Consider the following 26,157-nt stretch of genomic DNA (forward strand, 5'->3'; position numbering starts at 1 on the left):
AACATCAAAATGGTTGTTACCCTGATCCACCCGATCGCGATGGACGACGGTCTGCGTTTCGCAATCCGTGAAGGCGGTCGTACCGTTGGCGCGGGCGTTGTTGCTAAAGTTCTGAGCTAATTGCCGATAACATTTGACGCAATGCGCAATAAAAGGGCATCATTTGATGCCCTTTTTGCACGCTTTCGTACCAGAACCTGGCTCATCAGTGATTTTCTTTGTCATAATCATTGCTGAGACAGGCTCTGTTGAGGGCGTATAATCCGAAAAGCTAATACGCGTTTCGATTTGGTTTGCCTCGCGATCGCGGGGTGAAAATGTTTGTAGAATACTTCTGACAGGTTGGTTTATGAGTGCGAATACCGAAGCTCAAGGAAGCGGGCGCGGCCTGGAAGCGATGAAGTGGGTCGTTGTGGTGGCATTGCTCCTGGTGGCGATTGTCGGCAACTACCTTTATCGCGACATTATGCTGCCGCTGCGTGCGCTGGCCGTAGTAATTCTGATTGCTGCAGCGGGTGGTGTCGCGCTGTTAACGACAAAAGGTAAAGCAACCGTTGCTTTTGCCCGTGAAGCGCGTACCGAAGTCCGTAAGGTCATTTGGCCGACTCGCCAGGAAACATTGCACACCACGCTGATTGTGGCTGCGGTTACCGCAGTAATGTCACTGATCCTGTGGGGACTGGATGGTATTCTGGTTCGCCTGGTATCCTTTATCACTGGCCTGAGGTTCTGAGATGTCTGAAGCTCCTAAAAAGCGCTGGTACGTCGTTCAGGCGTTTTCCGGTTTTGAAGGCCGCGTAGCAACGTCGCTGCGTGAGCATATCAAATTACACAACATGGAAGAGTTGTTTGGCGAAGTCATGGTTCCAACCGAAGAAGTGGTTGAAATCCGTGGCGGTCAGCGTCGCAAAAGCGAACGCAAATTCTTCCCTGGCTACGTCCTCGTTCAGATGGTGATGAACGACGCGAGCTGGCACCTGGTGCGCAGCGTACCGCGTGTGATGGGCTTCATCGGCGGTACTTCCGATCGTCCTGCGCCAATCAGCGATAAAGAAGTTGATGCGATTATGAACCGCCTGCAGCAGGTTGGTGATAAGCCGCGTCCGAAAACGCTGTTTGAACCGGGTGAAATGGTTCGTGTTAATGATGGTCCGTTCGCTGACTTCAACGGTGTTGTTGAAGAGGTGGATTACGAGAAATCTCGTCTGAAAGTTTCTGTTTCTATCTTCGGTCGTGCGACCCCGGTAGAGCTGGACTTCAGCCAGGTTGAAAAAGCCTAACCCAGCGATCAAAAAAGCGGCGATTTAATCGTTGCACAAGGCGCGAGATTGGAATACAATTTCGCGCCTTTTGTTTTTATGGGCCTCGCCCGTAAAACGATTTTTTATATCACGGGGAGCCTCTCAGAGGCGTTATTACCCAACTTGAGGAATTTATAATGGCTAAGAAAGTACAAGCCTATGTCAAGCTGCAGGTTGCAGCTGGTATGGCTAACCCGAGTCCGCCAGTAGGTCCGGCTCTGGGTCAGCAGGGCGTAAACATCATGGAATTCTGCAAAGCGTTCAACGCAAAAACTGATTCCATCGAAAAAGGTCTGCCGATTCCGGTAGTAATCACCGTTTACGCTGACCGTTCTTTCACTTTCGTTACCAAGACTCCGCCGGCAGCAGTTCTGCTGAAAAAAGCGGCTGGTATCAAGTCTGGTTCCGGTAAGCCGAACAAAGACAAAGTGGGTAAAATTTCCCGCGCTCAGCTGCAGGAAATCGCGCAGACCAAAGCTGCCGACATGACTGGTGCCGACATTGAAGCGATGACTCGCTCCATCGAAGGTACTGCACGTTCCATGGGCCTGGTAGTGGAGGACTAAGAAATGGCTAAACTGACCAAGCGCATGCGTGTTATCCGCGAGAAAGTTGATGCGACCAAACAATACGACATCAACGAAGCTATCGCTCTGCTGAAAGAGCTGGCGACTGCTAAATTCGTAGAAAGCGTGGACGTTGCTGTTAACCTCGGCATCGACGCTCGTAAATCTGACCAGAACGTACGTGGTGCAACTGTACTGCCGCACGGTACTGGCCGTTCCGTTCGCGTAGCCGTATTTACCCAGGGTGCAAACGCTGAAGCTGCTAAAGCTGCAGGTGCTGAACTGGTAGGTATGGAAGATCTGGCTGACCAGATCAAGAAAGGCGAAATGAACTTTGACGTTGTTATTGCTTCTCCGGATGCAATGCGCGTTGTTGGCCAGCTGGGCCAGGTTCTGGGTCCGCGCGGCCTGATGCCAAACCCGAAAGTGGGTACTGTAACGCCGAACGTTGCTGAAGCGGTTAAGAACGCTAAAGCTGGCCAGGTTCGTTACCGTAACGACAAAAACGGCATCATCCACACCACCATCGGTAAAGTGGACTTTGACGCTGACAAACTGAAAGAAAACCTGGAAGCTCTGCTGGTTGCGCTGAAAAAAGCAAAACCGACTCAGGCGAAAGGCGTGTACATCAAGAAAGTTAGCATCTCCACCACCATGGGTGCAGGTGTTGCAGTTGACCAGGCTGGCCTGAGCGCTTCTGTAAACTAATGCCTTTACGTGGGCGGTGATTTTGTCTACAATCTTACCCCCACGTATAATGCTTAATGCAGACGTATATCCGAGATATTCGGGTTGTGGCAAGGCGGCAACTGAGTGAGTCGTCAGAAGCATAGCTAACTATGTGACTGGTGCGAACGAAGAAAGCCAACGTCGCCACAAGCTGAATAGCGACGGATAGAAAAGATTTGTTCGTTGGAGCCTGGCCTATCCAGGCCTCCGTCGAAGACCGCAGGAGTTTCGCAAGAAACTTAATCCCCTGCGTAGACGGTGACAGAACGCTAAGATTATTCTTTTATATTCTGGCTTGTTTCTGCTCACCGTAATTAAGACGCTCTCTCCGTTTGGAGGAGTGAAGTGAGTTCCAGAGATTTTCTCTGGCAAACATCCAGGAGCAAAGCTAATGGCTTTAAATCTTCAAGACAAACAAGCGATTGTTGCTGAAGTCAGCGAAGTAGCCAAAGGCGCGCTGTCTGCAGTAGTTGCGGATTCCCGTGGCGTAACTGTAGATAAAATGACTGAACTGCGTAAAGCAGGTCGCGAAGCTGGCGTATACATGCGTGTTGTTCGTAACACCCTGCTGCGCCGTGCTGTTGAAGGTACTCCGTTCGAGTGCCTGAAAGACGCGTTTGTTGGTCCGACCCTTATTGCATACTCTATGGAACACCCGGGCGCTGCTGCTCGTCTGTTCAAAGAGTTCGCGAAAGCGAATGCAAAATTTGAGGTCAAAGCCGCTGCCTTTGAAGGTGAGCTGATCCCGGCGTCTCAGATCGACCGCCTGGCAACTCTGCCGACCTACGAAGAAGCAATTGCACGCCTGATGGCAACCATGAAAGAAGCTTCGGCTGGCAAACTGGTTCGTACTCTGGCTGCTGTACGCGATGCGAAAGAAGCTGCTTAATTGCAGTTATCTGTTTAAAGCATTCGCTTACGTATAAACTTATTCTGATATTCAGGAACAATTTAAATGTCTATCACTAAAGATCAAATCATTGAAGCAGTTGCAGCTATGTCTGTAATGGACGTTGTAGAACTGATCTCTGCAATGGAAGAAAAATTCGGTGTTTCCGCTGCTGCTGCTGTAGCTGTAGCTGCTGGCCCGGTTGAAGCTGCTGAAGAAAAAACTGAATTCGACGTAATTCTGAAAGCTGCTGGCGCTAACAAAGTTGCTGTTATCAAAGCAGTACGTGGCGCAACTGGCCTGGGTCTGAAAGAAGCTAAAGACCTGGTAGAATCTGCTCCGGCTGCGCTGAAAGAAGGCGTGAGCAAAGACGACGCAGAAGCACTGAAAAAATCCCTGGAAGAAGCTGGCGCTGAAGTTGAAGTTAAATAAGCCAACCCTTCCGGTTGCAGCCTGAGAAATCAGGCTGATGGCTGGTGACTTTTTGGTCACCAGCCTTTTTGCGCTGTAAGGCGCCAGTAGCGTTTCACACTGTTTGACTACTGCTGTGCCTTTCAATGCTTGTTTCTATCGACGACTTAATATACTGCGACAGAACGCGTGTTCTGTGTAAATCGCAATGAAATGGTTTAAGCGTGATAGCAACAGGCATTGCGGAAAGTGTTCCATTTTCCGGTCAACAAAATAGTGTTGCACAAACTGTCCGCTCAATGGACAGATGGGTCGACTTGTCAGCGAGCTGAGGAACCCTATGGTTTACTCCTATACCGAGAAAAAACGTATTCGTAAGGATTTTGGTAAACGTCCACAAGTTCTGGATGTACCTTATCTCCTTTCTATCCAGCTTGACTCGTTTCAGAAATTTATCGAGCAAGATCCTGAAGGGCAGTATGGTCTGGAAGCTGCTTTCCGTTCCGTATTCCCGATTCAGAGCTACAGCGGTAATTCCGAGCTGCAATACGTCAGCTACCGCCTTGGCGAACCGGTGTTTGACGTCCAGGAATGTCAAATCCGTGGCGTGACCTATTCCGCACCGCTGCGCGTTAAACTGCGTCTGGTGATCTATGAGCGCGAAGCGCCGGAAGGCACCGTAAAAGACATTAAAGAACAAGAAGTCTACATGGGCGAAATTCCGCTCATGACGGACAACGGTACCTTTGTTATCAACGGTACTGAGCGTGTTATCGTTTCCCAGCTGCACCGTAGTCCGGGCGTCTTCTTTGACTCCGACAAAGGTAAAACCCACTCTTCGGGTAAAGTGCTGTATAACGCGCGTATCATTCCTTACCGTGGTTCCTGGCTGGACTTCGAATTCGATCCGAAGGACAACCTGTTCGTACGTATCGACCGTCGCCGTAAACTGCCTGCGACCATCATTCTGCGTGCCCTGAACTACACCACTGAACAGATTCTCGACCTGTTCTTCGAAAAAGTTATTTTCGAAATCCGTGATAACAAGCTGCAGATGGAACTGGTGCCGGAACGCCTGCGTGGTGAAACCGCATCTTTTGACATTGAAGCTAACGGTAAAGTGTACGTAGAAAAAGGCCGCCGTATTACTGCGCGCCACATTCGCCAACTGGAAAAAGACGACGTCAAACTGATCGAAGTCCCGGTTGAGTACATCGCGGGTAAAGTGGTTGCTAAAGACTATATTGATGAGTCTACCGGCGAGCTGATCTGCGCAGCGAACATGGAACTGAGCCTGGATCTGCTGGCTAAACTGAGCCAGTCTGGTCACAAGCGTATCGAAACGCTGTTCACCAACGATCTGGATCACGGCCCGTATATTTCTGAAACCTTACGTGTCGACCCAACTAACGACCGTCTGAGCGCACTGGTAGAAATCTACCGTATGATGCGCCCTGGCGAGCCGCCGACTCGTGAAGCTGCTGAAAGCCTGTTCGAGAACCTGTTCTTCTCTGAAGACCGCTATGATCTGTCTGCGGTTGGTCGTATGAAGTTCAACCGTTCTCTGCTGCGCGAAGAAATCGAAGGTTCCGGTATCCTGAGCAAAGACGACATCATTGATGTTATGAAAAAGCTCATTGATATCCGTAACGGTAAAGGCGAAGTCGATGATATCGACCACCTCGGCAACCGTCGTATCCGTTCCGTTGGCGAAATGGCGGAAAACCAGTTCCGCGTTGGCCTGGTTCGTGTAGAGCGTGCGGTGAAAGAGCGTCTGTCTCTGGGCGATCTGGATACCCTGATGCCTCAGGATATGATCAACGCCAAGCCGATTTCCGCAGCGGTGAAAGAGTTCTTCGGCTCCAGCCAGCTTTCACAGTTTATGGACCAGAACAACCCGCTGTCTGAGATTACGCACAAACGTCGTATCTCCGCACTCGGCCCAGGCGGTCTGACCCGTGAACGTGCAGGCTTCGAAGTTCGAGACGTACACCCGACTCACTACGGTCGCGTATGTCCAATCGAAACCCCTGAAGGTCCGAACATCGGTCTGATTAACTCCCTGTCCGTGTACGCACAGACTAACGAATACGGCTTCCTTGAGACTCCGTATCGTAAAGTGACCGACGGTGTTGTAACTGACGAAATTCACTACCTGTCTGCTATCGAAGAAGGCAACTACGTTATCGCCCAGGCGAACTCCAACCTGGATGAAGAAGGCCACTTCGTAGAAGACCTGGTAACCTGCCGTAGCAAAGGCGAATCCAGCTTGTTCAGCCGTGACCAGGTTGACTACATGGACGTATCCACCCAGCAGGTGGTATCCGTCGGTGCGTCCCTGATCCCGTTCCTTGAACACGATGACGCCAACCGTGCATTGATGGGTGCGAACATGCAACGTCAGGCCGTTCCGACTCTGCGCGCTGATAAGCCGCTGGTTGGTACGGGTATGGAACGTGCTGTTGCCGTTGACTCCGGTGTAACTGCGGTTGCTAAACGTGGTGGTGTTGTTCAGTACGTGGATGCTTCCCGTATCGTTATCAAAGTTAACGAAGACGAGATGTATCCGGGCGAAGCTGGTATCGACATCTACAACCTGACCAAATACACCCGTTCTAACCAGAACACCTGTATCAACCAGATGCCGTGTGTGTCTCTGGGTGAACCGGTAGAACGTGGCGACGTGCTGGCAGACGGTCCGTCCACCGACCTCGGTGAACTGGCGCTCGGTCAGAACATGCGCGTAGCGTTCATGCCGTGGAATGGTTACAACTTCGAAGACTCCATCCTCGTATCCGAGCGTGTTGTTCAGGAAGACCGTTTCACCACCATCCACATTCAGGAACTGGCGTGTGTGTCCCGTGACACCAAGCTGGGGTCAGAAGAGATCACCGCCGACATCCCGAACGTGGGTGAAGCTGCGCTCTCTAAACTGGATGAATCCGGTATCGTTTACATTGGTGCGGAAGTAACCGGTGGTGACATTCTGGTTGGTAAGGTAACGCCGAAAGGTGAAACCCAGCTGACCCCAGAAGAAAAACTGCTGCGTGCGATCTTCGGTGAGAAAGCGTCTGACGTTAAAGACTCTTCTCTGCGCGTACCAAACGGTGTATCCGGTACGGTTATCGACGTTCAGGTCTTTACTCGCGATGGCGTAGAAAAAGACAAACGTGCGCTGGAAATCGAAGAAATGCAGCTCAAACAGGCTAAGAAAGACCTGTCTGAAGAACTGCAGATCCTCGAAGCGGGTCTGTTCAGCCGTATCCGTGCTGTGCTGGTAGCCGGTGGCGTTGAAGCTGAGAAGCTCGACAAACTGCCGCGCGATCGCTGGCTGGAGCTGGGCCTGACCGACGAAGAGAAACAAAATCAGCTGGAACAGCTGGCTGAGCAGTATGACGAACTGAAACACGAGTTCGAGAAGAAACTCGAAGCGAAACGCCGCAAAATCACTCAAGGCGACGATCTGGCACCGGGTGTGCTGAAGATTGTTAAGGTATATCTGGCGGTTAAACGTCGTATCCAGCCTGGTGACAAGATGGCAGGTCGTCACGGTAACAAGGGTGTAATTTCTAAGATCAACCCGATCGAAGATATGCCTTACGATGAAAACGGTACGCCGGTTGACATCGTACTGAACCCGCTGGGCGTACCGTCTCGTATGAACATCGGTCAGATCCTCGAAACCCACCTGGGTATGGCTGCGAAAGGTATCGGCGACAAGATCAACGCCATGCTGAAACAGCAGCAAGAAGTCGCGAAACTGCGCGAATTCATCCAGCGTGCGTACGATCTGGGCGCTGACGTTCGTCAGAAAGTTGACCTGAGTACCTTCAGCGATGAAGAAGTTATGCGTCTGGCTGAAAACCTGCGCAAAGGTATGCCAATCGCAACGCCGGTCTTCGACGGTGCGAAAGAAGCAGAAATTAAAGAACTGCTGAAACTTGGCGACCTGCCGACTTCTGGTCAGATCCGCCTGTACGACGGCCGCACTGGTGAACAGTTCGAACGTCCGGTAACCGTCGGTTACATGTACATGCTGAAACTGAACCACCTGGTCGACGACAAGATGCACGCGCGTTCCACCGGTTCTTACAGCCTGGTTACTCAGCAGCCGCTGGGTGGTAAGGCACAGTTCGGTGGTCAGCGTTTCGGGGAGATGGAAGTGTGGGCGCTGGAAGCATACGGCGCAGCATACACCCTGCAGGAAATGCTCACCGTTAAGTCTGATGACGTGAACGGTCGTACTAAGATGTATAAAAACATCGTGGACGGCAACCATCAGATGGAGCCGGGCATGCCAGAATCCTTCAACGTATTGTTGAAAGAGATTCGTTCGCTGGGTATCAACATCGAACTGGAAGACGAGTAATTCTCGCTCAAACAGGTCACTGCTGTCGGGGTAAAACCCGGCAGCGGATTGTGCTAACTCCGACGGGAGCAAATCCGTGAAAGATTTATTAAAGTTTCTGAAAGCGCAGACTAAAACCGAAGAGTTTGATGCGATCAAAATTGCTCTGGCTTCGCCAGACATGATCCGTTCATGGTCTTTCGGTGAAGTTAAAAAGCCGGAAACCATCAACTACCGTACGTTCAAACCAGAACGTGACGGCCTTTTCTGCGCCCGTATCTTTGGGCCAGTGAAAGATTACGAGTGCCTGTGCGGTAAGTACAAGCGCCTGAAACACCGTGGTGTGATCTGTGAGAAGTGCGGCGTTGAAGTGACCCAGACTAAAGTACGCCGTGAGCGTATGGGCCACATCGAGCTGGCGTCTCCGACTGCTCACATCTGGTTCCTGAAATCTCTGCCGTCCCGTATCGGCCTGCTGCTCGATATGCCGCTGCGCGATATCGAACGCGTACTGTACTTCGAATCCTATGTGGTTATCGAAGGCGGTATGACCAACCTGGAACGCCAGCAGATCCTGACTGAAGAGCAGTATCTGGACGCGCTGGAAGAGTTCGGTGACGAATTCGACGCGAAAATGGGTGCGGAAGCAATCCAGGCTCTGCTGAAGAGCATGGATCTGGAACAAGAGTGCGAACAGCTGCGTGAAGAGCTGAACGAAACCAACTCTGAAACCAAGCGTAAGAAGCTGACCAAGCGTATCAAACTGCTGGAAGCATTCGTTCAGTCTGGTAACAAACCAGAGTGGATGATCCTGACCGTTCTGCCGGTACTGCCGCCAGATCTGCGTCCGTTGGTTCCGCTGGATGGTGGTCGTTTCGCGACTTCTGACCTGAACGATCTGTATCGTCGCGTCATTAACCGTAACAACCGTCTGAAACGTCTGCTGGATCTGGCTGCGCCGGACATCATCGTACGTAACGAAAAACGTATGCTGCAGGAAGCGGTAGACGCCCTGCTGGATAACGGTCGTCGCGGTCGTGCGATTACTGGTTCGAACAAACGTCCTCTGAAATCTTTGGCCGATATGATCAAAGGTAAGCAGGGTCGTTTCCGTCAGAACCTGCTCGGTAAGCGTGTTGACTACTCCGGTCGTTCTGTAATCACCGTAGGTCCATACCTGCGTCTGCATCAGTGCGGTCTGCCGAAGAAAATGGCACTGGAGCTGTTCAAACCGTTCATCTACGGCAAGCTGGAACTGCGTGGTCTTGCTACCACCATCAAAGCTGCGAAGAAAATGGTTGAGCGTGAAGAAGCTGTCGTTTGGGATATCCTGGACGAAGTTATCCGCGAACACCCGGTACTGCTGAACCGTGCACCAACACTGCACCGTTTGGGTATCCAGGCATTTGAACCGGTACTGATCGAAGGTAAAGCTATCCAGCTGCACCCGCTGGTTTGTGCGGCATATAACGCTGACTTCGATGGTGACCAGATGGCTGTTCACGTACCGCTGACGCTGGAAGCCCAGCTCGAAGCGCGTGCGCTGATGATGTCTACCAACAACATCCTGTCTCCGGCGAACGGCGAACCAATCATCGTTCCGTCTCAGGACGTTGTACTGGGTCTGTACTACATGACCCGTGACTGTGTTAACGCTAAAGGCGAAGGCATGGTGCTGACTGGCCCGAAAGAAGCAGAGCGTATTTATCGCGCTGGCCTGGCCTCTCTGCATGCGCGCGTCAAAGTGCGTATCACCGAGTATGAAAAAGATGCTAACGGTGAATTAGTAGCGAAAACCAGCCTGAAAGACACGACTGTTGGCCGTGCCATTCTGTGGATGATTGTACCGAAAGGTCTGCCTTACTCCATCGTCAACCAGGCGCTGGGTAAAAAAGCAATCTCCAAAATGCTGAACACCTGCTACCGCATTCTCGGTCTGAAACCGACCGTTATTTTTGCGGACCAGATCATGTACACCGGCTTTGCATATGCGGCGCGTTCTGGTGCATCGGTTGGTATCGATGACATGGTCATCCCGGAGAAGAAACACGAAATTATCTCCGAGGCAGAAGCAGAAGTTGCTGAGATTCAGGAGCAGTTCCAGTCAGGTCTGGTAACTGCGGGCGAACGCTACAACAAAGTTATCGATATCTGGGCTGCGGCGAACGATCGTGTATCCAAAGCGATGATGGATAACCTGCAAACTGAAACCGTTATTAACCGTGACGGTCAGGAAGAGAAGCAGGTTTCCTTCAACAGCATCTACATGATGGCCGACTCCGGTGCGCGTGGTTCTGCGGCACAGATTCGTCAGCTTGCTGGTATGCGTGGTCTGATGGCGAAGCCGGATGGCTCCATCATCGAAACGCCAATCACCGCGAACTTCCGTGAAGGTCTGAACGTACTCCAGTACTTCATCTCTACCCACGGTGCTCGTAAAGGTCTGGCGGATACCGCACTGAAAACTGCGAACTCCGGTTACCTGACTCGTCGTCTGGTTGACGTAGCGCAGGACCTGGTGGTTACCGAAGACGATTGTGGTACCCATGAAGGTATCATGATGACTCCGGTTATCGAGGGTGGTGATGTTAAAGAGCCGCTGCGCGATCGCGTACTGGGTCGTGTAACTGCTGAAGACGTTCTGAAGCCGGGTACTGCTGATATCCTCGTTCCGCGCAACACGCTGCTGCACGAACAGTGGTGTGACCTGCTGGAAGAGAACTCTGTCGACGCGGTTAAAGTACGTTCTGTTGTATCCTGTGACACCGACTTTGGTGTATGTGCGCACTGCTACGGTCGTGACCTGGCGCGTGGCCACATCATCAACAAAGGTGAAGCAATCGGTGTTATCGCGGCACAGTCCATCGGTGAACCGGGTACACAGCTGACCATGCGTACGTTCCACATCGGTGGTGCGGCATCTCGTGCGGCTGCTGAATCCAGCATCCAGGTGAAAAATAAAGGTAGCATCAAGCTCAGTAACGTGAAGTCGGTTGTGAACTCCAGCGGTAAACTGGTAATCACTTCCCGTAACACCGAACTGAAACTGATCGACGAATTCGGTCGTACCAAAGAAAGCTACAAAGTGCCTTACGGTGCGGTACTGGCGAAAGGTGATGGCGAACAGGTTGCTGGCGGCGAAACCGTTGCAAACTGGGACCCGCACACCATGCCGGTTATCACCGAAGTAAGCGGTTTTGTACGCTTTACTGACATGATCGACGGCCAGACCATTACTCGTCAGACCGACGAATTGACCGGTCTGTCTTCGCTGGTGGTTCTGGATTCCGCAGAACGTACCGCAGGTGGTAAAGATCTGCGTCCGGCACTGAAAATCGTTGATGCTCAGGGTAACGACGTTCTGATCCCGGGTACCGACATGCCTGCGCAGTACTTCCTGCCGGGTAAAGCGATTGTTCAGCTGGAAGATGGCGTACAGATCAGCTCCGGTGACACCCTGGCGCGTATTCCGCAGGAATCCGGCGGTACCAAGGACATCACCGGTGGTCTGCCGCGCGTTGCGGACCTGTTCGAAGCACGTCGTCCGAAAGAGCCGGCAATCCTGGCTGAAATCAGCGGTGTCGTTTCCTTCGGTAAAGAAACCAAAGGTAAACGTCGTCTGGTTATCACCCCGGTAGACGGTAGCGAACCTTACGAAGAGATGATTCCGAAATGGCGTCAGCTCAACGTGTTCGAAGGTGAACGTGTAGAACGTGGTGACGTCATTTCCGACGGTCCGGAAGCGCCGCACGACATTCTGCGTCTGCGTGGTGTTCATGCTGTGACTCGTTACATCGTTAACGAAGTACAGGACGTATACCGTCTGCAGGGCGTTAAGATTAACGATAAACACATCGAAGTTATCGTTCGTCAGATGCTGCGTAAAGCCACCATCGTTAACGCGGGTAGCTCCGACTTCCTGGAAGGCGAACAGGTTGAATACTCTCGCGTCAAGATCGCAAACCGCGAACTGGAAGCGAACGGCAAAGTGGGTGCAACTTACGCTCGCGATCTGCTGGGTATCACCAAAGCGTCTCTGGCAACCGAGTCCTTCATCTCCGCGGCATCGTTCCAGGAGACGACTCGCGTGCTGACCGAAGCAGCCGTTGCGGGTAAACGCGACGAACTGCGCGGCCTGAAAGAGAACGTTATTGTGGGTCGTCTGATCCCGGCAGGTACCGGTTATGCGTACCACCAGGATCGTATGCGCCGCCGCGCTGCGGGTGAAGCTCCGGCTGCACCGCAGGTGACTGCAGAAGACGCATCTGCCAGCCTGGCAGAACTGCTGAACGCAGGTCTGGGCGGATCTGATAACGAGTAATCGTTCTTCTTAAGAAATAAGCCAGTCAGGTCACACTGACTGGCTTTTTTTTGCATTCTGTTTACGATTTAAAGCGCTTTCTCACGCATTTTTCGAGTTTCTTCTTTCAAAACAACATCCCCCCATCAACCCTATCCCATTGAATAAAAATATCTTTCCCCCAAAAATTCCCGTTTGTTTTTGTTTTCGTGATGGTAGTGTGAAAGGATTCATGGAATCAGAAAATGACAAAAGATATAAACATTACGTGAGGTGAAATCATGTTTGGAAAAGAAAGACAACGTCAAATATTGGCATATTTGAATAAACATGAGCGGGCTACGGTTAATCAGCTTGCCATCTTATTCTCTGTCAGCAAAGAAACGATCCGTAATGATTTAAATCTATTAGCGGAGCAGGGGGTTGTTGAGCGTTGTCACGGCGGAGCAATAATATTACGTCGAATTTTCCATTCTCAACCTGTTAATAACGTTGGAATCTCTATTGAAAAGTTCCTCAATCAGGTCAACCGGCGAAAACACTCGATGATAAACAAAAAAGGGAAATTAATGATAAGCAAAATTTGTATATTAGGATCTTTTAATGTCGATATTATTGCCAAGGTTGATCGCTTCCCTAAAAGCGGTGAGTCAATTCTTGCCAGCAACACCATTATTGGACCTGGCGGTAAGGGCGCAAACCAGGCGATGGCCGCCAGTAAATGCCCTGTGCAGGTACACTTTGTCGGCAAAGTAGGCAACGACCATTTCGGCCAGATGGCACATGACCATCTCTCTTCATCCGACATCCGCAGTTTTACCCTCTACCAGGACGAAGAGCATAAAACAGGAAGCGCCATAATATATGTTTCGGAGCCTGCGGGTGAAAATAAGATCGCGATTTATTCTGGCGCCAATCAATATATTACTGAAGCGGAAGTTGCCAGTATTGCGGGTGAACTGGCTGATGCAAAAATATTTCTTACGCAATTAGAAAATAACTTTGAAGCAACCGCGCTGGCGCTAAATATGGCGCATCGGTCGGGCGTGAAAACTATCCTTAACCCGGCCCCTTATTCTGACCGGGCAAAAGAATGTCTGCAGTATGTTGATTATCTGACCCCTAATGAAACTGAAGCGTCGCTGATGTCCGGTGTCGAGATTAATGATATTGAGAGTGCGAAAGAAGCGGCGCAGATCATAAAATCCCTGGGGGCAAAAAACATCATTATTACGATGGGTTCTCAGGGTGCGCTGATTTATGACGGTGAACAATTTATCCATATTCCAGCGCTAAAAGCAGTAAGTATTGACACTACCGGTGCGGGGGATGCGTTTAATGGCGCGTTTGCTGCGGCGATTGCGCAGGGTCAGCCGTTGCTCAGTGCAGCAAAATTTGCCTCTGCTTTTGCTTCTCTGGCGGTCGAGCGGGAAGGCGCATCAAACATGCCTGAATATGAAGCCGTACTATCACGTCTTGCTCAATATGAGAGGAAATAAAATGACGAGCCAAGTCCAGAACCCGTCTGATGTATCAGGTACGATGAAGGTCGAAACCAATGGGGTAAATCCGGTTAGCGATAAAGAACGTTATGGTTCACCCGCCGGACTTTTCCCGATCTGGTTTTCATGGAATGTCTCCATCCTCGGTATTACCTATGGGATTTATGTTTACTCTCTGGGGTTAAGTCTCTGGCAGGCGATTGTTGCTGGCGTCATTGGCTATTTTTTATCCAGTACACTGGTGGGCGTTTTGGCTGTTGGTGGGCCACGCACCGGGCTGCCCACCTTAACACAGACCCGATTTGCCTTTGGTTATCATGGGAATAAGATCCCCACTTTATTTGCCTATATTTCCAATATGGGCTGGAAAATCACCATTATTACGCTGTCATCGACCACTGGCGCCGCTCTCTTTACCCGGTTATGGCCAACCGTATTTGCAGCAGAAAACGGTCATCCTACCTTAGGGTGCCTGTTGGGCTGGTTCGTGGTGACCTTAGTGTTGACCATGTCCGTTGCTATCTACGGCCACCAGCTGATCATGAAGGTAGAAAAGTATATTGCATGGTTAACGGGCGGAATGAGCATCATCTTTATTATCCTGATCCTGCCGCATATTCACTGGTCGCAGGCGGGAGCCGCGCCCAATGCCGGATTTTTAACGTTTATCGGCGGCATGGTTATGGCAATGACGATGGTTGGGCTGGGCTTTCTCAACTATGGTGGTGATTTCGCCCGCTATCTGCCGCGCAAAACCGCTGCCGGGAAAGTGATTTTCTGGACGTCACTGGGGATTTCGCTTCCTGTTTCCATCCTGCTGATTTTGGGTGCACTGCTGGCCGACAGTAACCCGGAACTGAGCGGTGCAGCAGCTTCCGAGCCGATTGCTGCATTGACCTCGTTCCTGCCGTTTTGGTTTTATGTGCCGTTTTCTATCGTGATCATCATCTCCCTGCTGGCGGCAGCTATTACAGGGGTTTACAGTTCGGGGCTCGCATTGCTGGCAATGGGGGTTCCAGCCAGCCGCTCAACCACGACCGCGCTTAATGCGGTTATTATCGCGTTCGGCGCCTTCTACTTATTGTTTGTTTCTGACTCGTTCCTCGCAACCTTCCAGTCCTTCCTGGCGACGGTATCCGTAGTATTGGGATCGATGGGCGCGATCCAGCTTGTTGACTTTGCCCGGCAAAAGCGCTTGCACTGGAACACCGATATGGCGCAACCCGCGGGGCTTGGCGGGCATAACGGTCGCTGGACAGCACTATTGTCGCTGTTTGTTGCCTCGGTTATCGGCATGGGAACCATCACCTCTGGCGATCCGTGGATTGCTCACCTGGTCGGTTTCTTACTGACGGCTGAAACCAAAACCAGCGTATTTGCGACAGCAAATATTGGCGTGGTGGTGGCGATGTTGGTGGGCGCGGCGCTGTATGCCATTTTGACATACATTTGTCATTGTGATGTTCCACCGATTAAAAAGGGGAAAAGCCATGAGTGATTCGTTAACACAGGCGCGTCAAGGCTTTAAAAACCCTGATGTATGGCACTTGCCTGCAACCTACTGGTTCTGGCATACCATTCCGGACAAAGAGCAGATCGATAGCCAACTGAGGCAATTGCAGGCGGGAGGATATGGTTCATTTCAGATAGCCGCACGTCTGAGCCTTCCGCTGAAGAGTTATCTCAGTGAGGAGTGGCTGGCAGCCTGCCGCTACACGGCTGATAAAGCTGCCAGTATGGGGCTGATGATGGGCATCTACGATGATTACAACTGGCTTTCCGGACACGCCGGGGGAAGGACCGTTGAAGGAAGAGACGAGTTGCGTGAGCGCCATCTTTTCTGGAGCCAGTCCAGCCGGTCTGCAGATGTACTGACATGTCGCCTTTCCGGGCTCCGCTCTGCAGATGCGCAGGCGCTACAACAGTGTGGAATGGAGTGGATTTTTGCCGGCGGTAAACCGGCGTGGGATGATTGGGAAATTGTCGCCGCGTATGCCACCTCTTCATCAGGGCAGTGCAACTCGGATGAAATTGTTGATGTTTCTTCATTAGCCCGCATCACCAAAGCAACCACAGAGGAATTTGAAGTTAACTTTACAGGAAGCGATCTGCCCTGGGGGGCTGACACAGTGGTGACGCTCTTTGCCGCGGCACGCTGCCTGACCTCACGGATGATTAATTACCTGATGCCCGAAGCGGCAGAAAATTTTATTCGTGTCGGCTATGAACCTTATGCCCGCGCTTTTGGCGATCATTTTGGTAAGACGGTGGCATATCTCTTTTTCGACCAGCCCCATGCCTGTTTCTGGCAATGGAATGAACATACTGGCGCGGTCAAATCCTCCTTAATGTATGAAAAAAGGTTCATCGATGCGTTGCAACAGGCACCTTACTGCCTGGCTGAAAACCTCATGTCGTTAGTCATGGATATTGGTAGTCGTACCGCTCGTCGGCGCTGTGAGCTTTTTTCCTGTTATTCCAGACAGGCGATGCAGGCCTTTTTTGGTACGTTGTCAGAATGGGCGCACCAGCAGGGAATACAGCTAAGTGGTCATGAAGTATTAGGTCACGTCAGTAGCTGGAATTTCGCCAGTAAAATCATCACCGAAGATAACCGATGTAATTTTGCTATGGATTACTTTGCTCTTGATGGCTGGCGGGATATTACGGCTGTCGATTCGCGAAATAGCGAGTCGCAGATGGCCGCGAAGGTCGGCGACTCCGTGGCGCGCGCTCACGGGCGTAAAGGGTGCATTGTCGAGCAATATTATGCGCGGGTGAAGCCAGGTACGCATTTTGCCGCCGGGCAGTGGGAAATTTCACTGCATGACATCCGGTTGCAGGCATTGCGACATCACCTCCTCGGCGCGCGGCAATTTTTGATGCACGCGTTCTGGCTGACGGATGGGGAGGCAAATGACGATGTGTTAAGTAATCCGCGTTTTGATTTTGCGCCGGGCGTTAACTTCCAGCCCTGGTACGCTTTCCACGCTGGGTTTGCTCAGGAATCTGGCCGCCTTGCTGAATTTCTTGAGCAGGGAGAGCCGTATGTTGATGTTGGCGTACTCTACCCCAAACGGACTTTCTGGCACTGTGGCGTGGATGGCAACGAAGGGCAGTCAGGCGAATATTGGGCACAACAACTCAGCGCTCAGGGATTTGAATATTTCTTTATTGATGAAGAGAATTTACTCCAGGCTGACGGAACGCGCATTAACGGCATGAATTTCCCGGCGCTTCTGTTAGCGGATGTTAAGGTGGTGAAATCAGCCGCCACACTGAGCCAGCTGGAGCGCTTTGTCGCTGCCGGAGGCCAGCTTCTGATCGCCGGTGAGTTTGCGGCATATAGCGAGGAAAAAGGTGAAGATCGCTCTCTTACCGAAAGGCTGCAAAAGCTGATTGAAGCGCAACCTCAGTGCAGCATGCTAGCCGACACGCTGAGAAATGATCGCCCTTTTGTTGACTATCCCCCTCGAAAAACTGCCGTCTGGACCCGCATCACACAGGATGAAACATCGCGTTACGTCAGCGTATTTAACGACGGTGATACCCCGCTCTACGGTTGGTTACATTTTCCGGGCCTCAGCGGGCAGTTGTCGGAGTGGCATCTTGCGACGGGAGAGGTTTCAGTGCTGGAAGCGCATCTCGCGGGAAGTTATCCGCTACAAATCGAACCCTGGCAGACCCGTTGTTTCTCATTACAAGTAGCGGAAAATCGCCACGAGGTAGTGCTGGATAAGTACTGGCAGCTGCTGGTGGATAACGTTTCCCGACCCGTTGAGGTAACAAAAGGGTGGGAGCAGCAGGGGATGGAGGCGTGGTGTGGCCCAGGGCGCTACCAGTTACGCTTTGCGCTGGAGACGATTACCGACGATATTGAGCTTTATTTACCGGAAGTGCATGGAAGCGTCGCTATCTGGCTTAACGATACGTTAATTGCCGAAAAGGGCTGGCCGGAATATCGCTTCACCTTGCCACAGTCTTTACTGAAAAAGCGTAATGAACTGGCGGTAGTGGTCTACCCATCGGCAGCGAATCATTATTATTCTGCGAGTGCATGGCAGGGGAACGAGCGGGATCGCTGCGGTTTGACCATGCCACCACGCGTGCGAACCAAAGACAGCGTGACGGTAATCGCCGGGTAAAGAGGAGGCGAAGAGAAATCTTCGCCTTTTTCACCCATGAATAATGTCATTAACGCAAAGATGTGGTCCTTTTAAAAATGGGCAAGGATGCTCCGTGAAACTTTCATGGGCGATAAACCAAGTATTTCGCTTGCTCAACATTGCGGGGTTATTTTCGCCGTCTATATCTTTATTAGTTCCATCAAGAAGAATAATCGCTGCGCTAAAAGGTTGTGCATTTATACTAATGGGGCAGTAATGTAGCGTTGTACTATAAAGTTCAATCACCGATTTTTCCGGAATGAAAAATGGTTGAGCAAGTTCACCATTAAATGTATCCCCGTGCATCAACTCTCGTTTACCTAAAAACAGGAAAAAATCGCTGGCAGCGATAATGATTTCACTCCCCTGGTGATATTCAAAGCCATCCTGGGTGGTATTTACCCCACAAACATACCCAGTCTGAACAGGCATTTCACCGTAGATTTGGCGCTGAATGTCGCTCACGGCGGGGTATTGGTTTAAGCGATCATCACTTCTGACATATGCCACCTGATCCTCAGGTACAGAAATTTCATCTTTAAGGTATTTAAGCAATGGATCTACATTTATTGCAGAAATTACGTTTCCGTATGGGTGAAATTCATCACTATGAATTGATAACGTCTTTTTTATGTAAACTGTCATGATGTCCGGGCCATATTTTTGGTAAAGTTAATATTATTATATCCTGATATTGCACACTCTTTTTTTGACGGTGATCTTGCTTTGCAATTAAAGCCTTGTATCTTCTGTGTTAAAACAATTGCAATATTAATGGATGTTTTTGCGGGAAATAATGAAATAGCGTGCTGAGACGTTATTTTAAGAAAGGCAGGGCGAAACGAGGAAGAAGCTTTTCGCCCTGGACAACATTCCTGCTGACGGCACTACCATAAAAAAACGCAACGCTTTCAACAACCTTGCGTTTTTCATCTTCCGTAGCGGCTCGGAATAAATTTACGTCCTTACATTTTGTCTCATAGCCTTTGCGAGGCACGTCCCAGATAGCTGTCCCAGTCTTTCCATACCGGCTGCAAACCCTGAGCGGTTAACGCGGCAGCAACCGCTTCAGGTCTGCGATCGTCGTGCGGTGAGAACTGCTCCAGCTCAGGGTGATCGTCGGCATAACCACCTGGTTGTGTTTTCGAAAAGGCGCTGACATTATTGATCGCCAGCGGAATAACGCGATCGCGAAACCACGGTGATTCCCGCGTGGAGAGTGAGAGTTCAATTTCCGGCGCAAGCAGACGGAAGGCGCAGATGGTTTGCACTAACTGGCGTTCATCCATAATTGACGCTGGCTCAATCCCGCCAGTACACGGGCGCAGGCGTGGGAAGGAGACAGAGTAACGGCTTTGCCAGTAATGCTGTTGTAGCCATAGCAAATGTTCGGCAACCATATAGCAGTCAACGCGCCAGTTGTCAGAAAGACCGATCAGCGCGCCGAGGCCTATCTTATCAATCCCCGCGCGGCCCAGCCGGTCCGGCGTTTCCAGCCGCCAGAAGAAGTCCTGTTTTTGACCTTTCAGATGATGACGGGCATATGTCGCTTGGTGATACGTCTCCTGATAAACCATCACCCCGTCCAGACCAAGCTGCTTTAACTCGGCATATTCCGCCTCCGCCAGCGGTTGCACTTCCATCTGTAGCGAAGAGAACTGCTCACGCAGGGTAGGGAGATGACGACGAAAGTAATCCATCCCCACTTTCGCCTGATGTTCACCGGTGACTAACAGTAGATGTTCAAAGCCCATCTCCCGTATAGCGGCGCTTTCCCTGGCGATATCCGTTTCATCCAGCGTTTTGCGCTTGATGCGGTTGCTCATGGAAAATCCGCAGTAAGTGCAGTCATTAGCGCAAAGATTAGAAAGATAAAGCGGGACGTAGAAGCTGACGGTGTTGCCAAATCGCTGGCGGGTCAGACGCTGCGCCCGTTGGGCCAGCGGTTCCAGATATGCGCTGGCGGCGGGTGACAGTAGCGCCATCATGTCGTCGCGGGTGAGTTGCGAGGCATTTAGCGCTCGCTCTACGTCAGCAGCGGTTTTGCTGTTGATACGCAGGCGGATGTCTTCCCAGTCCAGTTGTCGCCAGCGATCGCTGAAGGTTTTCATGACGATGCCTCCAGAAATCCGGTCAGTGGGCTGGTGGCATGAGCAAAATGACTGCGACTGCCCGGCCCGGACTGACGTGCCAGCAGGCCCGCTTCTACCGCCAGACGGAACGCCCTCGCCATATTGACGGGATCGTCCGCGACGGCAATCGCCGTATTGACCAACACGGCGTCGGCGCCCATTTCCAGCGCCTGCGCGGCGTGGCTGGGAACGCCGATGCCAGCATCAACGACCACCGGAACCGTGGCTTGCTGGATAATAATCTCCAGCATGGCACGGGTTTCCAGCCCCTGATTCGAGCCAATCGGTGCGCCGAGCGGCATCACCGCGGCACAGCCCACTTCTTCCAGACGTTTGCACAATACCGGATCGGCACCGCAGTAAGGCAGCACGACGAATCCCTGTTGCACCAGTGTTTCGGCGGCTTTTAATGTTTCGATAGGATCGGGCAATAGCCAGCGTGCGTCCGGATGAATCTCTAATTTTAGCCAGTGTGTGCCTAACGCTTCACGTGCCAGATGGGCGGCGAAGATAGCTTCTTCCGCTGTTTTCGCCCCGGAAGTATTCGGCAACAGTGTTACACCCGCCGCGATAAGCGGGGCGAGGATATCGTCATTGTGTTGGCGCAAGTCGACGCGTTTCATCGCCAGCGTCACCAGCTGGCTGCCGGAAGCGCGGATCGCCTCCACCATCAGTTGTGAAGAGGCGAATTTCCCGGTACCGGTAAAAAGATGTGAATCAAACGTTTTGTCCGCAATACGTAACATCTCAACCCCCTGCAATAACCTGAAAAAGCAGGATCTGGTCGCCATCCTGCACGATATGTTGCGCCCATTGCTCGCGTGGAACGATTTGGTGATTAATCGCCAGTGCTGCGCCCGCTTGTTGTTGACCGAGTTGCTCCAGCAGTTCGTGAACAGTTTGTCCGGCGGCGCATTGCATCGGTTGATCGTTAAACAGGATCTGCATTGCATCCTCCACATACCGGGCATTCTGTGGCGCGGCGCAACGCCAGGCTGCGCCACTGGCTCGATTTACCGTCGAACAGCCGGAGTTCTCCCGCAGGCGTCTCTATACCGCTCAATAACTTAATTGCTTCCAGTGCCTGCAACGTCCCCATGACGCCGACCACCGGGCCAACCACGCCAGCCGTGCGGCAGTTGCGTTCTGGCTCCTGGTTATCCGGCCACAGGCAGCGATAACAACCCTGCTCCCAGGGCGGTGTCAGTACCATCAACTGACCACCAAAACCGACTGCGCTGGCGGTAATAAGCGGCGTGTTGAGTGCCACGCAGGCGGCATTAATCTCCTGGCGAGTCGCCATATTGTCGGTACAGTCGAGCACCACATCGACCCGTGCTACTGCATCTTTTAACGCCTCACCCGTTAACCGTTGTTGTAATGCCACCAGTTGAATATCGGGATTCAATTGCGTCAGTCGCTGTTGGCAGACTAGCGATTTCGGGCGGTCGATATCTTCAGTGGTAAAGAGGATTTGTCGTTGCAGATTGCTTAAATGCACATCGTCGTCATCTGCCAGTACCAGCGTCCCGACGCCAGCGCCCGCCAGGTACAGCGCAGCGGGCGTACCCAGCCCGCCAAGACCGATAATCAGCACCTGGCTGTCGAGCAGTTTTTGCTGCCCTTCAATGGCAATGTCGTCGAGCAGAATTTGGCGGCTATAACGCATAAAGTCACGGTCATTCATCGCCAACTCCTGCTATTTCCAGCAACTGTTCCGTTGCCAAACGCCAGTCTGCTGCCTGGGTAATGGCGCTGACGACGGCGATACTGCCGACACCCGTCGCCATCACTGCAGGCGCGCGCGCCAGATTGATACCGCCAATTGCCACGGTGGGATAATCCGCCAGACGCTCAATGTGCCGCGCCAGCTGTTCCAGCCCCTGCGGTGCAGAAGGCATCTGTTTGGTTTGCGTCGGGAACACATGTCCCAGCGCGATATAAGAAGGACGTGCTGCCAGTGCGACGTCGATCTCCATATCATCATGGGTCGAAACGCCCAGTCGCAGACCTGCCGCGTGGATGGCGTGGAGATCGGTGGCTTGCAAATCTTCCTGCCCCAAATGGACGCCATACGCCTGATGCTTAATCGCCAGCCGCCAGTAATCGTTGATAAACAGCCGTGCGTTATAGCGGCGGCCCAGCGCAATTACCGCCACGACATCGGCTTCCACCTCTTTATCGCGCTGATCTTTGATGCGTAGCTGGAGAGTACGCACGCCTGCATCCAGCAGGCGTTCGATCCACTGTACGCTGTCCACTACCGGGTACAGTCCTAAACGAAAAGGTACGGGAGGAAAATCAGGCTGATACATCACGCTTCCTCCTTACGCAGGTAGATTTCCCCGCCTCTGGCGCGGAAGTTCTCTGACATATCCGCCATTCCCACTTCAATAGTCTGCGCGGCGGCATAATCGCGCACTTCCTGGCTGATTTTCATCGAGCAGAATTTCGGCCCACACATGGAGCAAAAATGGGCGACTTTGCCGGATTCTTGCGGCAGGGTTTCATCGTGATAAGCGCGGGCGGTAAACGGGTCGAGGGCCAGATTAAACTGGTCTTCCCAGCGAAATTCGAAGCGGGCTTTCGACATGGCGTTATCGCGAATTTGCGCACCCGGATGCCCTTTCGCCAGGTCGGCGGCGTGGGCAGCAATCTTATAGGTGATAAGCCCCTGCTTAACATCTTCTTTATTAGGCAGACCCAGATGCTCTTTTGGCGTTACGTAACAAAGCATCGCGCAGCCAAACCAGCCAATCATCGCCGCGCCAATCCCTGACGTGAAGTGGTCATAGCCCGGCGCAATGTCGGTGGTCAGCGGCCCGAGGGTATAGAACGGCGCTTCATGGCAGCGCTCTAACTCCTCGGTCATATTGCGGCGGATCATCTGCATCGGCACATGCCCCGGGCCTTCAATCATCACCTGCACGTCATATTCCCAGGCGATTTTGGTCAGTTCGCCCAGCGTATGCAGCTCGGCAAACTGCGCTTCATCGTTGGCGTCCTGAATAGAACCGGGACGCAGGCCGTCGCCCAATGACAGCGAAACGTCATAAGCGGCACAGATTTCACAAATTTCGCGGAAGTGTTGATAGAGGAAATTTTCCTGATGGTGGGAGAGGCACCATTTCGCCATAATCGAACCGCCGCGCGACACAATACCGGTCAGACGTTTGGCGGTCATCGGCACGTAGCGCAGCAGCACGCCCGCATGGATAGTGAAGTAATCCACTCCCTGCTCGGCCTGTTCCAGCAGTGTGTCGCGGAACGTTTCCCAGGTAAGATCTTCAGCGATCCCGTTAACTTTCTCCAGCGCCTGGTAGATCGGCACAGTACCGATCGGCACCGGGCTGTTACGCAAAATCCACTCGCGGGTTTCGTGAATATAGCGACCGGTGGAGAGATCCATCACCGTATCCGCTCCCCAGCGCGTGGACCACACCAGTTTTTCCACTTCTTCTTCGATGGAAGAGGTGACCGCCGAGTTGCCGATATTGGCGTTAACTTTTACCAGGAAGTTGCGACCAATGATCATCGGCTCCGATTCCGGATGATTGATATTAGCAGGGATAATGGCACGTCCGGCAGCGACTTCATCACGGACAAATTCCGCGGTGATATTTTCCGGCAGGCGAGCACCAAAGCTCATTCCAGGATGCTGGTGGCGCAAAACTTCGCTACGAATGCGCTCGCGTCCCATATTCTCGCGAATGGCGATGAATTCCATCTCCGGTGTGATGATGCCCTGACGGGCGTAGTGCAACTGCGTGACGCGGCGGCCTGCTTTGGCGCGTTTTGGCGTTAATACGCCGCTAAAACGCAGCTCGTCGAGGCCATCATCTGCCAGCCGCGCTTTGCTGTAATCGGAACTGCGCACGGTGAGTTCTTCGGTATCGCCGCGCGCCTCGATCCACGGCTGACGCAGCTTTGCCAGCCCTTGCTGCACGTTAATGGCGATCTGCGGATCGCCATACGGGCCGGAGGTGTCGTAGACCGGAATCGCTTCGTTTTCTTCGTACTGCGGCTGTTCTTTGCTGCCGCCAATTAGCGTCGGGTTAAGCTGGATCTCACGCATTGGCACACGCACGCCGGGATGTGTGCCGGTGATGTAAATGCGTTTTGAGTTGGGAAAGGCGGTGCCTTCCAGGGTGTCGATAAAATGTTGGGCCTGGGCGCGCTGTTCGCGGCGGGTCAGTTTTGTTGCAGACATAGCTCATTCCAAAAGTTAAGGACGTGGCTTGTCAGACGACGGATGAAGCAAGAGACGATCGCCGCAAAGGCGATGCGATAGCAGATTAACTCTTGTTCCCTTCGCAGGTATTAGCCTGATCAGGTTCCGCGGATCCCGAATGAACGGTCTCAGCCAGTTAAGGCACTCCGACAAGAAATTAGCCCCGCAAACGGGGCATTGAATGTAAATTACGCGTTAACAGCGCAGAACTCAAGCAGGATGTTTGACGCGAGCGGCGTCAAGCACCAGCAGAATCAGCTTATCTTCCAGTACGAAGCGTGCTTCCAGCGCCTCGCCGATGTCAGATAAAACCTGTTGAAACTCAAGGTAATTATCATGATCGATGGCGGTTTCCAGGCTGGAATCATAGTAATCCATAATCTGTTGCGTGTTGGCTTCCAGCTGCGGCCAAATCTTCGCGGCATGAGCGAGTTGCCCGTTGCCTTCTAGTTTATGAAGAATGCGTTCATAAATACTGAAATGTCCAGCAGACAGGTAGTCGACCAGACTCTGGCAAAAATCATCAAGGGCTTTTTCATTCAGCCTCATGTACGATTCTTTGCCAGGCTTAATGCCAACCAGATTGTAGTAAGCCACGAGCAGATGCTTACGTACATGTAGCCAGCGATCAACCAGTTTGTTACTTCCTCTGACGTGCTCCGTCAGGTTATCGAGCTGGTTAAGCATGATTGACTCCGCAAGTTTGTATTCAAAAACTGCTCAGTGAGAAATGTAAAAACCATGTTAAACATGCCAGTGATGCAAAGGTAGTGCAAGAGCTATGGATCGTATAATTGAAAAATTAGATCACGGCTGGTGGGTAGTCAGTCATGAACAAAAATTATGGTTGCCGAAGGGAGAATTACCATACGGCGAAGCGGCAAATTTCGATCTTGTGGGTCAGCGCGCACTGCATATAGGCGAATGGCAGGGAGAACCTGTTTGGCTAGTGCAACAGCAGCGTCGTCACGATATGGGATCGGTACGTCAGGTGATTGATCTGGATGTTGGGCTGTTTCAACTGGCTGGGCGCGGTGTGCAACTGGCGGAGTTTTACCGCTCACATAAATATTGCGGCTACTGCGGCCATGAGATGTATCCGAGCAAAACCGAATGGGCAATGCTGTGCAGTCACTGCCGTGAGCGTTACTATCCACAAATTGCCCCCTGCATTATCGTTGCCATCCGTCGCGATGATTCGATCCTTCTTGCCCAGCATACCCGCCATCGAAACGGTGTCCATACGGTACTTGCCGGATTCGTTGAAGTGGGCGAAACCCTCGAGCAGGCAGTCGCGCGGGAAGTGATGGAAGAGAGCGGAATTAAAGTCAAAAATCTGCGTTATGTGACCTCCCAACCGTGGCCGTTTCCTCAGTCTTTAATGACCGCGTTTATGGCGGAATATGACAGCGGCGATATCGTCATTGACCCGAAAGAATTGCTTGAGGCGAACTGGTATCGCTATGACGATTTGCCGTTACTCCCGCCGCCCGGCACCGTGGCGCGCCGTCTGATAGAAGATACGGTGGCGATGTGTCGGGCAGAGTATGAGTGATGATACACTGACCGCCTGACGCACTAA

At 52.0% G+C, this 26,157-nt stretch carries 21 protein-coding genes and 1 riboswitch; of the genes, 13 read left to right on the forward strand and 8 right to left on the reverse strand.

Translation table 11 applies throughout. From position 1 onward, the window contains the following. The 12 genes from H9644_RS20595 to H9644_RS20650 all read left to right on the forward strand — a co-directional run. On the forward strand, positions 1-120 hold a 120-nt coding region (locus H9644_RS20595; protein ID WP_001692289.1), incomplete at its 5' end, for an EF-Tu C-terminal domain-related protein. A gap of 229 nt (positions 121-349) precedes the next feature. Then, complete coding sequence (gene secE, locus H9644_RS20600; RefSeq protein ID WP_001275702.1) at positions 350-733, forward strand: preprotein translocase subunit SecE; 384 nt, start codon at positions 350-352, stop codon at positions 731-733. A 1-nt stretch (position 734) separates the two neighbouring features. Next, entirely contained in the window at positions 735-1,280 is a 546-nt protein-coding gene (gene nusG / locus H9644_RS20605) for a transcription termination/antitermination protein NusG (protein WP_001287521.1), read from the forward strand. 158 nt (positions 1,281-1,438) lie between these two features. Next, positions 1,439-1,867: a 50S ribosomal protein L11 gene (gene rplK / locus H9644_RS20610; protein WP_001085926.1), complete on the forward strand. Its 429-nt coding sequence runs from the start codon at positions 1,439-1,441 to the stop codon at positions 1,865-1,867. A gap of 3 nt (positions 1,868-1,870) precedes the next feature. Next, positions 1,871-2,575, forward strand: coding sequence for a 50S ribosomal protein L1 (gene rplA, locus H9644_RS20615; protein WP_001096684.1), 705 nt, complete (start codon positions 1,871-1,873; stop codon positions 2,573-2,575). A gap of 412 nt (positions 2,576-2,987) precedes the next feature. Then, a complete protein-coding gene (gene rplJ / locus H9644_RS20620; RefSeq protein ID WP_001207201.1) occupies positions 2,988-3,485 on the forward strand; it encodes a 50S ribosomal protein L10 in 498 nt (165 codons plus the stop codon). 66 nt (positions 3,486-3,551) lie between these two features. Further along, complete coding sequence (rplL, locus tag H9644_RS20625) at positions 3,552-3,917, forward strand: 50S ribosomal protein L7/L12 (protein WP_000028879.1); 366 nt, start codon at positions 3,552-3,554, stop codon at positions 3,915-3,917. Positions 3,918-4,236: 319 nt separating this feature from the next. Further along, complete coding sequence (rpoB, locus tag H9644_RS20630; protein WP_191776364.1) at positions 4,237-8,265, forward strand: DNA-directed RNA polymerase subunit beta; 4,029 nt, start codon at positions 4,237-4,239, stop codon at positions 8,263-8,265. A gap of 76 nt (positions 8,266-8,341) precedes the next feature. After that, a complete protein-coding gene (gene rpoC / locus H9644_RS20635; protein WP_000653937.1) occupies positions 8,342-12,565 on the forward strand; it encodes a DNA-directed RNA polymerase subunit beta' in 4,224 nt (1,407 codons plus the stop codon). 260 nt (positions 12,566-12,825) lie between these two features. After that, the gene (rbsK, locus tag H9644_RS20640) at positions 12,826-14,043 is read left to right on the forward strand and encodes a ribokinase (RefSeq protein ID WP_191776368.1); all 1,218 of its coding nucleotides are present in this window, start codon (positions 12,826-12,828) and stop codon (positions 14,041-14,043) included. Between the two features lies 1 nt (position 14,044). Then, positions 14,045-15,544: a purine-cytosine permease family protein gene (locus H9644_RS20645; protein WP_064530403.1), complete on the forward strand. Its 1,500-nt coding sequence runs from the start codon at positions 14,045-14,047 to the stop codon at positions 15,542-15,544. Beyond that, positions 15,537-18,191, forward strand: coding sequence for a hypothetical protein (locus H9644_RS20650; protein ID WP_191776371.1), 2,655 nt, complete (start codon positions 15,537-15,539; stop codon positions 18,189-18,191). The genes H9644_RS20645 and H9644_RS20650 overlap by 8 nt, the downstream gene beginning before the upstream one ends. Positions 18,192-18,221: 30 nt before the next feature. Here H9644_RS20650 and H9644_RS20655 read toward each other — a convergent pair whose 3' ends face one another. From H9644_RS20655 to H9644_RS20690, 8 genes are all read right to left on the reverse strand, one after another. Then, the gene (locus H9644_RS20655; RefSeq protein ID WP_064530405.1) at positions 18,222-18,857 is read right to left on the reverse strand and encodes a DUF4867 family protein; all 636 of its coding nucleotides are present in this window, start codon (positions 18,855-18,857) and stop codon (positions 18,222-18,224) included. A 332-nt stretch (positions 18,858-19,189) separates the two neighbouring features. Further along, positions 19,190-20,323, reverse strand: coding sequence for a 2-iminoacetate synthase ThiH (thiH, locus tag H9644_RS20660; RefSeq protein ID WP_064530406.1), 1,134 nt, complete (start codon positions 20,321-20,323; stop codon positions 19,190-19,192). Further along, positions 20,320-21,090, reverse strand: coding sequence for a thiazole synthase (gene thiG / locus H9644_RS20665; protein ID WP_191776374.1), 771 nt, complete (start codon positions 21,088-21,090; stop codon positions 20,320-20,322). The genes thiH and thiG overlap by 4 nt, the downstream gene beginning before the upstream one ends. Position 21,091: 1 nt before the next feature. Continuing rightward, positions 21,092-21,292: a sulfur carrier protein ThiS gene (gene thiS, locus H9644_RS20670; protein WP_191776377.1), complete on the reverse strand. Its 201-nt coding sequence runs from the start codon at positions 21,290-21,292 to the stop codon at positions 21,092-21,094. Further along, complete coding sequence (thiF, locus tag H9644_RS20675; RefSeq protein ID WP_191776381.1) at positions 21,276-22,031, reverse strand: thiazole biosynthesis adenylyltransferase ThiF; 756 nt, start codon at positions 22,029-22,031, stop codon at positions 21,276-21,278. Before thiF ends, thiS begins: the two co-directional genes overlap by 17 nt. Further along, entirely contained in the window at positions 22,024-22,659 is a 636-nt protein-coding gene (thiE, locus tag H9644_RS20680; RefSeq protein WP_191776389.1) for a thiamine phosphate synthase, read from the reverse strand. The genes thiF and thiE overlap by 8 nt, the downstream gene beginning before the upstream one ends. Then, positions 22,659-24,554 (reverse strand): phosphomethylpyrimidine synthase ThiC, encoded by a 1,896-nt coding sequence (gene thiC / locus H9644_RS20685; protein ID WP_064530411.1) that lies wholly within the window; start codon positions 24,552-24,554, stop codon positions 22,659-22,661. The genes thiE and thiC overlap by 1 nt, the downstream gene beginning before the upstream one ends. A 79-nt stretch (positions 24,555-24,633) precedes the next feature. Then, positions 24,634-24,734, reverse strand: a riboswitch (TPP riboswitch). Positions 24,735-24,785: 51 nt separating this feature from the next. Then, positions 24,786-25,262 carry an Rsd/AlgQ family anti-sigma factor gene (locus tag H9644_RS20690; RefSeq protein ID WP_064530412.1) on the reverse strand — a complete coding sequence of 159 codons (477 nt, stop codon included), beginning with the start codon at positions 25,260-25,262 and terminating at the stop codon, positions 24,786-24,788. Positions 25,263-25,356: 94 nt separating this feature from the next. Here H9644_RS20690 and nudC point away from each other — a divergent pair, with 94 nt between their 5' ends. Then, complete coding sequence (gene nudC / locus H9644_RS20695) at positions 25,357-26,130, forward strand: NAD(+) diphosphatase (RefSeq protein ID WP_064530413.1); 774 nt, start codon at positions 25,357-25,359, stop codon at positions 26,128-26,130. Positions 26,131-26,157: the final 27 nt, after the last annotated feature.

Source organism: Escherichia whittamii (genome assembly GCF_014836715.1).
In the GTDB taxonomy this organism is placed as follows: domain Bacteria; phylum Pseudomonadota; class Gammaproteobacteria; order Enterobacterales; family Enterobacteriaceae; genus Escherichia; species Escherichia whittamii.

What these genes read in the sequence shown, in the direction of transcription:
- nudC (WP_064530413.1), top strand. Translation starts at nt 25,357, where the DNA reads ATGGATCGTATAATTGAAAAATTAGATCACGGCTGGTGGGTAGTCAGT.
- nusG (WP_001287521.1), top strand. Translation starts at nt 735, where the DNA reads ATGTCTGAAGCTCCTAAAAAGCGCTGGTACGTCGTTCAGGCGTTTTCC.
- rplJ (WP_001207201.1), top strand. Translation starts at nt 2,988, where the DNA reads ATGGCTTTAAATCTTCAAGACAAACAAGCGATTGTTGCTGAAGTCAGC.
- rplK (WP_001085926.1), top strand. Translation starts at nt 1,439, where the DNA reads ATGGCTAAGAAAGTACAAGCCTATGTCAAGCTGCAGGTTGCAGCTGGT.
- rplA (WP_001096684.1), top strand. Translation starts at nt 1,871, where the DNA reads ATGGCTAAACTGACCAAGCGCATGCGTGTTATCCGCGAGAAAGTTGAT.
- thiE (WP_191776389.1), bottom strand. Translation starts at nt 22,659, where the DNA reads ATGTATCAGCCTGATTTTCCTCCCGTACCTTTTCGTTTAGGACTGTAC.
- thiH (WP_064530406.1), bottom strand. Translation starts at nt 20,323, where the DNA reads ATGAAAACCTTCAGCGATCGCTGGCGACAACTGGACTGGGAAGACATC.
- rplL (WP_000028879.1), top strand. Translation starts at nt 3,552, where the DNA reads ATGTCTATCACTAAAGATCAAATCATTGAAGCAGTTGCAGCTATGTCT.
- H9644_RS20690 (WP_064530412.1), bottom strand. Translation starts at nt 25,262, where the DNA reads ATGCTTAACCAGCTCGATAACCTGACGGAGCACGTCAGAGGAAGTAAC.
- H9644_RS20645 (WP_064530403.1), top strand. Translation starts at nt 14,045, where the DNA reads ATGACGAGCCAAGTCCAGAACCCGTCTGATGTATCAGGTACGATGAAG.
- rpoB (WP_191776364.1), top strand. Translation starts at nt 4,237, where the DNA reads ATGGTTTACTCCTATACCGAGAAAAAACGTATTCGTAAGGATTTTGGT.
- thiG (WP_191776374.1), bottom strand. Translation starts at nt 21,090, where the DNA reads ATGTTACGTATTGCGGACAAAACGTTTGATTCACATCTTTTTACCGGT.
- thiS (WP_191776377.1), bottom strand. Translation starts at nt 21,292, where the DNA reads ATGCAGATCCTGTTTAACGATCAACCGATGCAATGCGCCGCCGGACAA.
- thiF (WP_191776381.1), bottom strand. Translation starts at nt 22,031, where the DNA reads ATGAATGACCGTGACTTTATGCGTTATAGCCGCCAAATTCTGCTCGAC.
- H9644_RS20650 (WP_191776371.1), top strand. Translation starts at nt 15,537, where the DNA reads ATGAGTGATTCGTTAACACAGGCGCGTCAAGGCTTTAAAAACCCTGAT.
- rbsK (WP_191776368.1), top strand. Translation starts at nt 12,826, where the DNA reads ATGTTTGGAAAAGAAAGACAACGTCAAATATTGGCATATTTGAATAAA.
- thiC (WP_064530411.1), bottom strand. Translation starts at nt 24,554, where the DNA reads ATGTCTGCAACAAAACTGACCCGCCGCGAACAGCGCGCCCAGGCCCAA.
- secE (WP_001275702.1), top strand. Translation starts at nt 350, where the DNA reads ATGAGTGCGAATACCGAAGCTCAAGGAAGCGGGCGCGGCCTGGAAGCG.
- H9644_RS20655 (WP_064530405.1), bottom strand. Translation starts at nt 18,857, where the DNA reads ATGACAGTTTACATAAAAAAGACGTTATCAATTCATAGTGATGAATTT.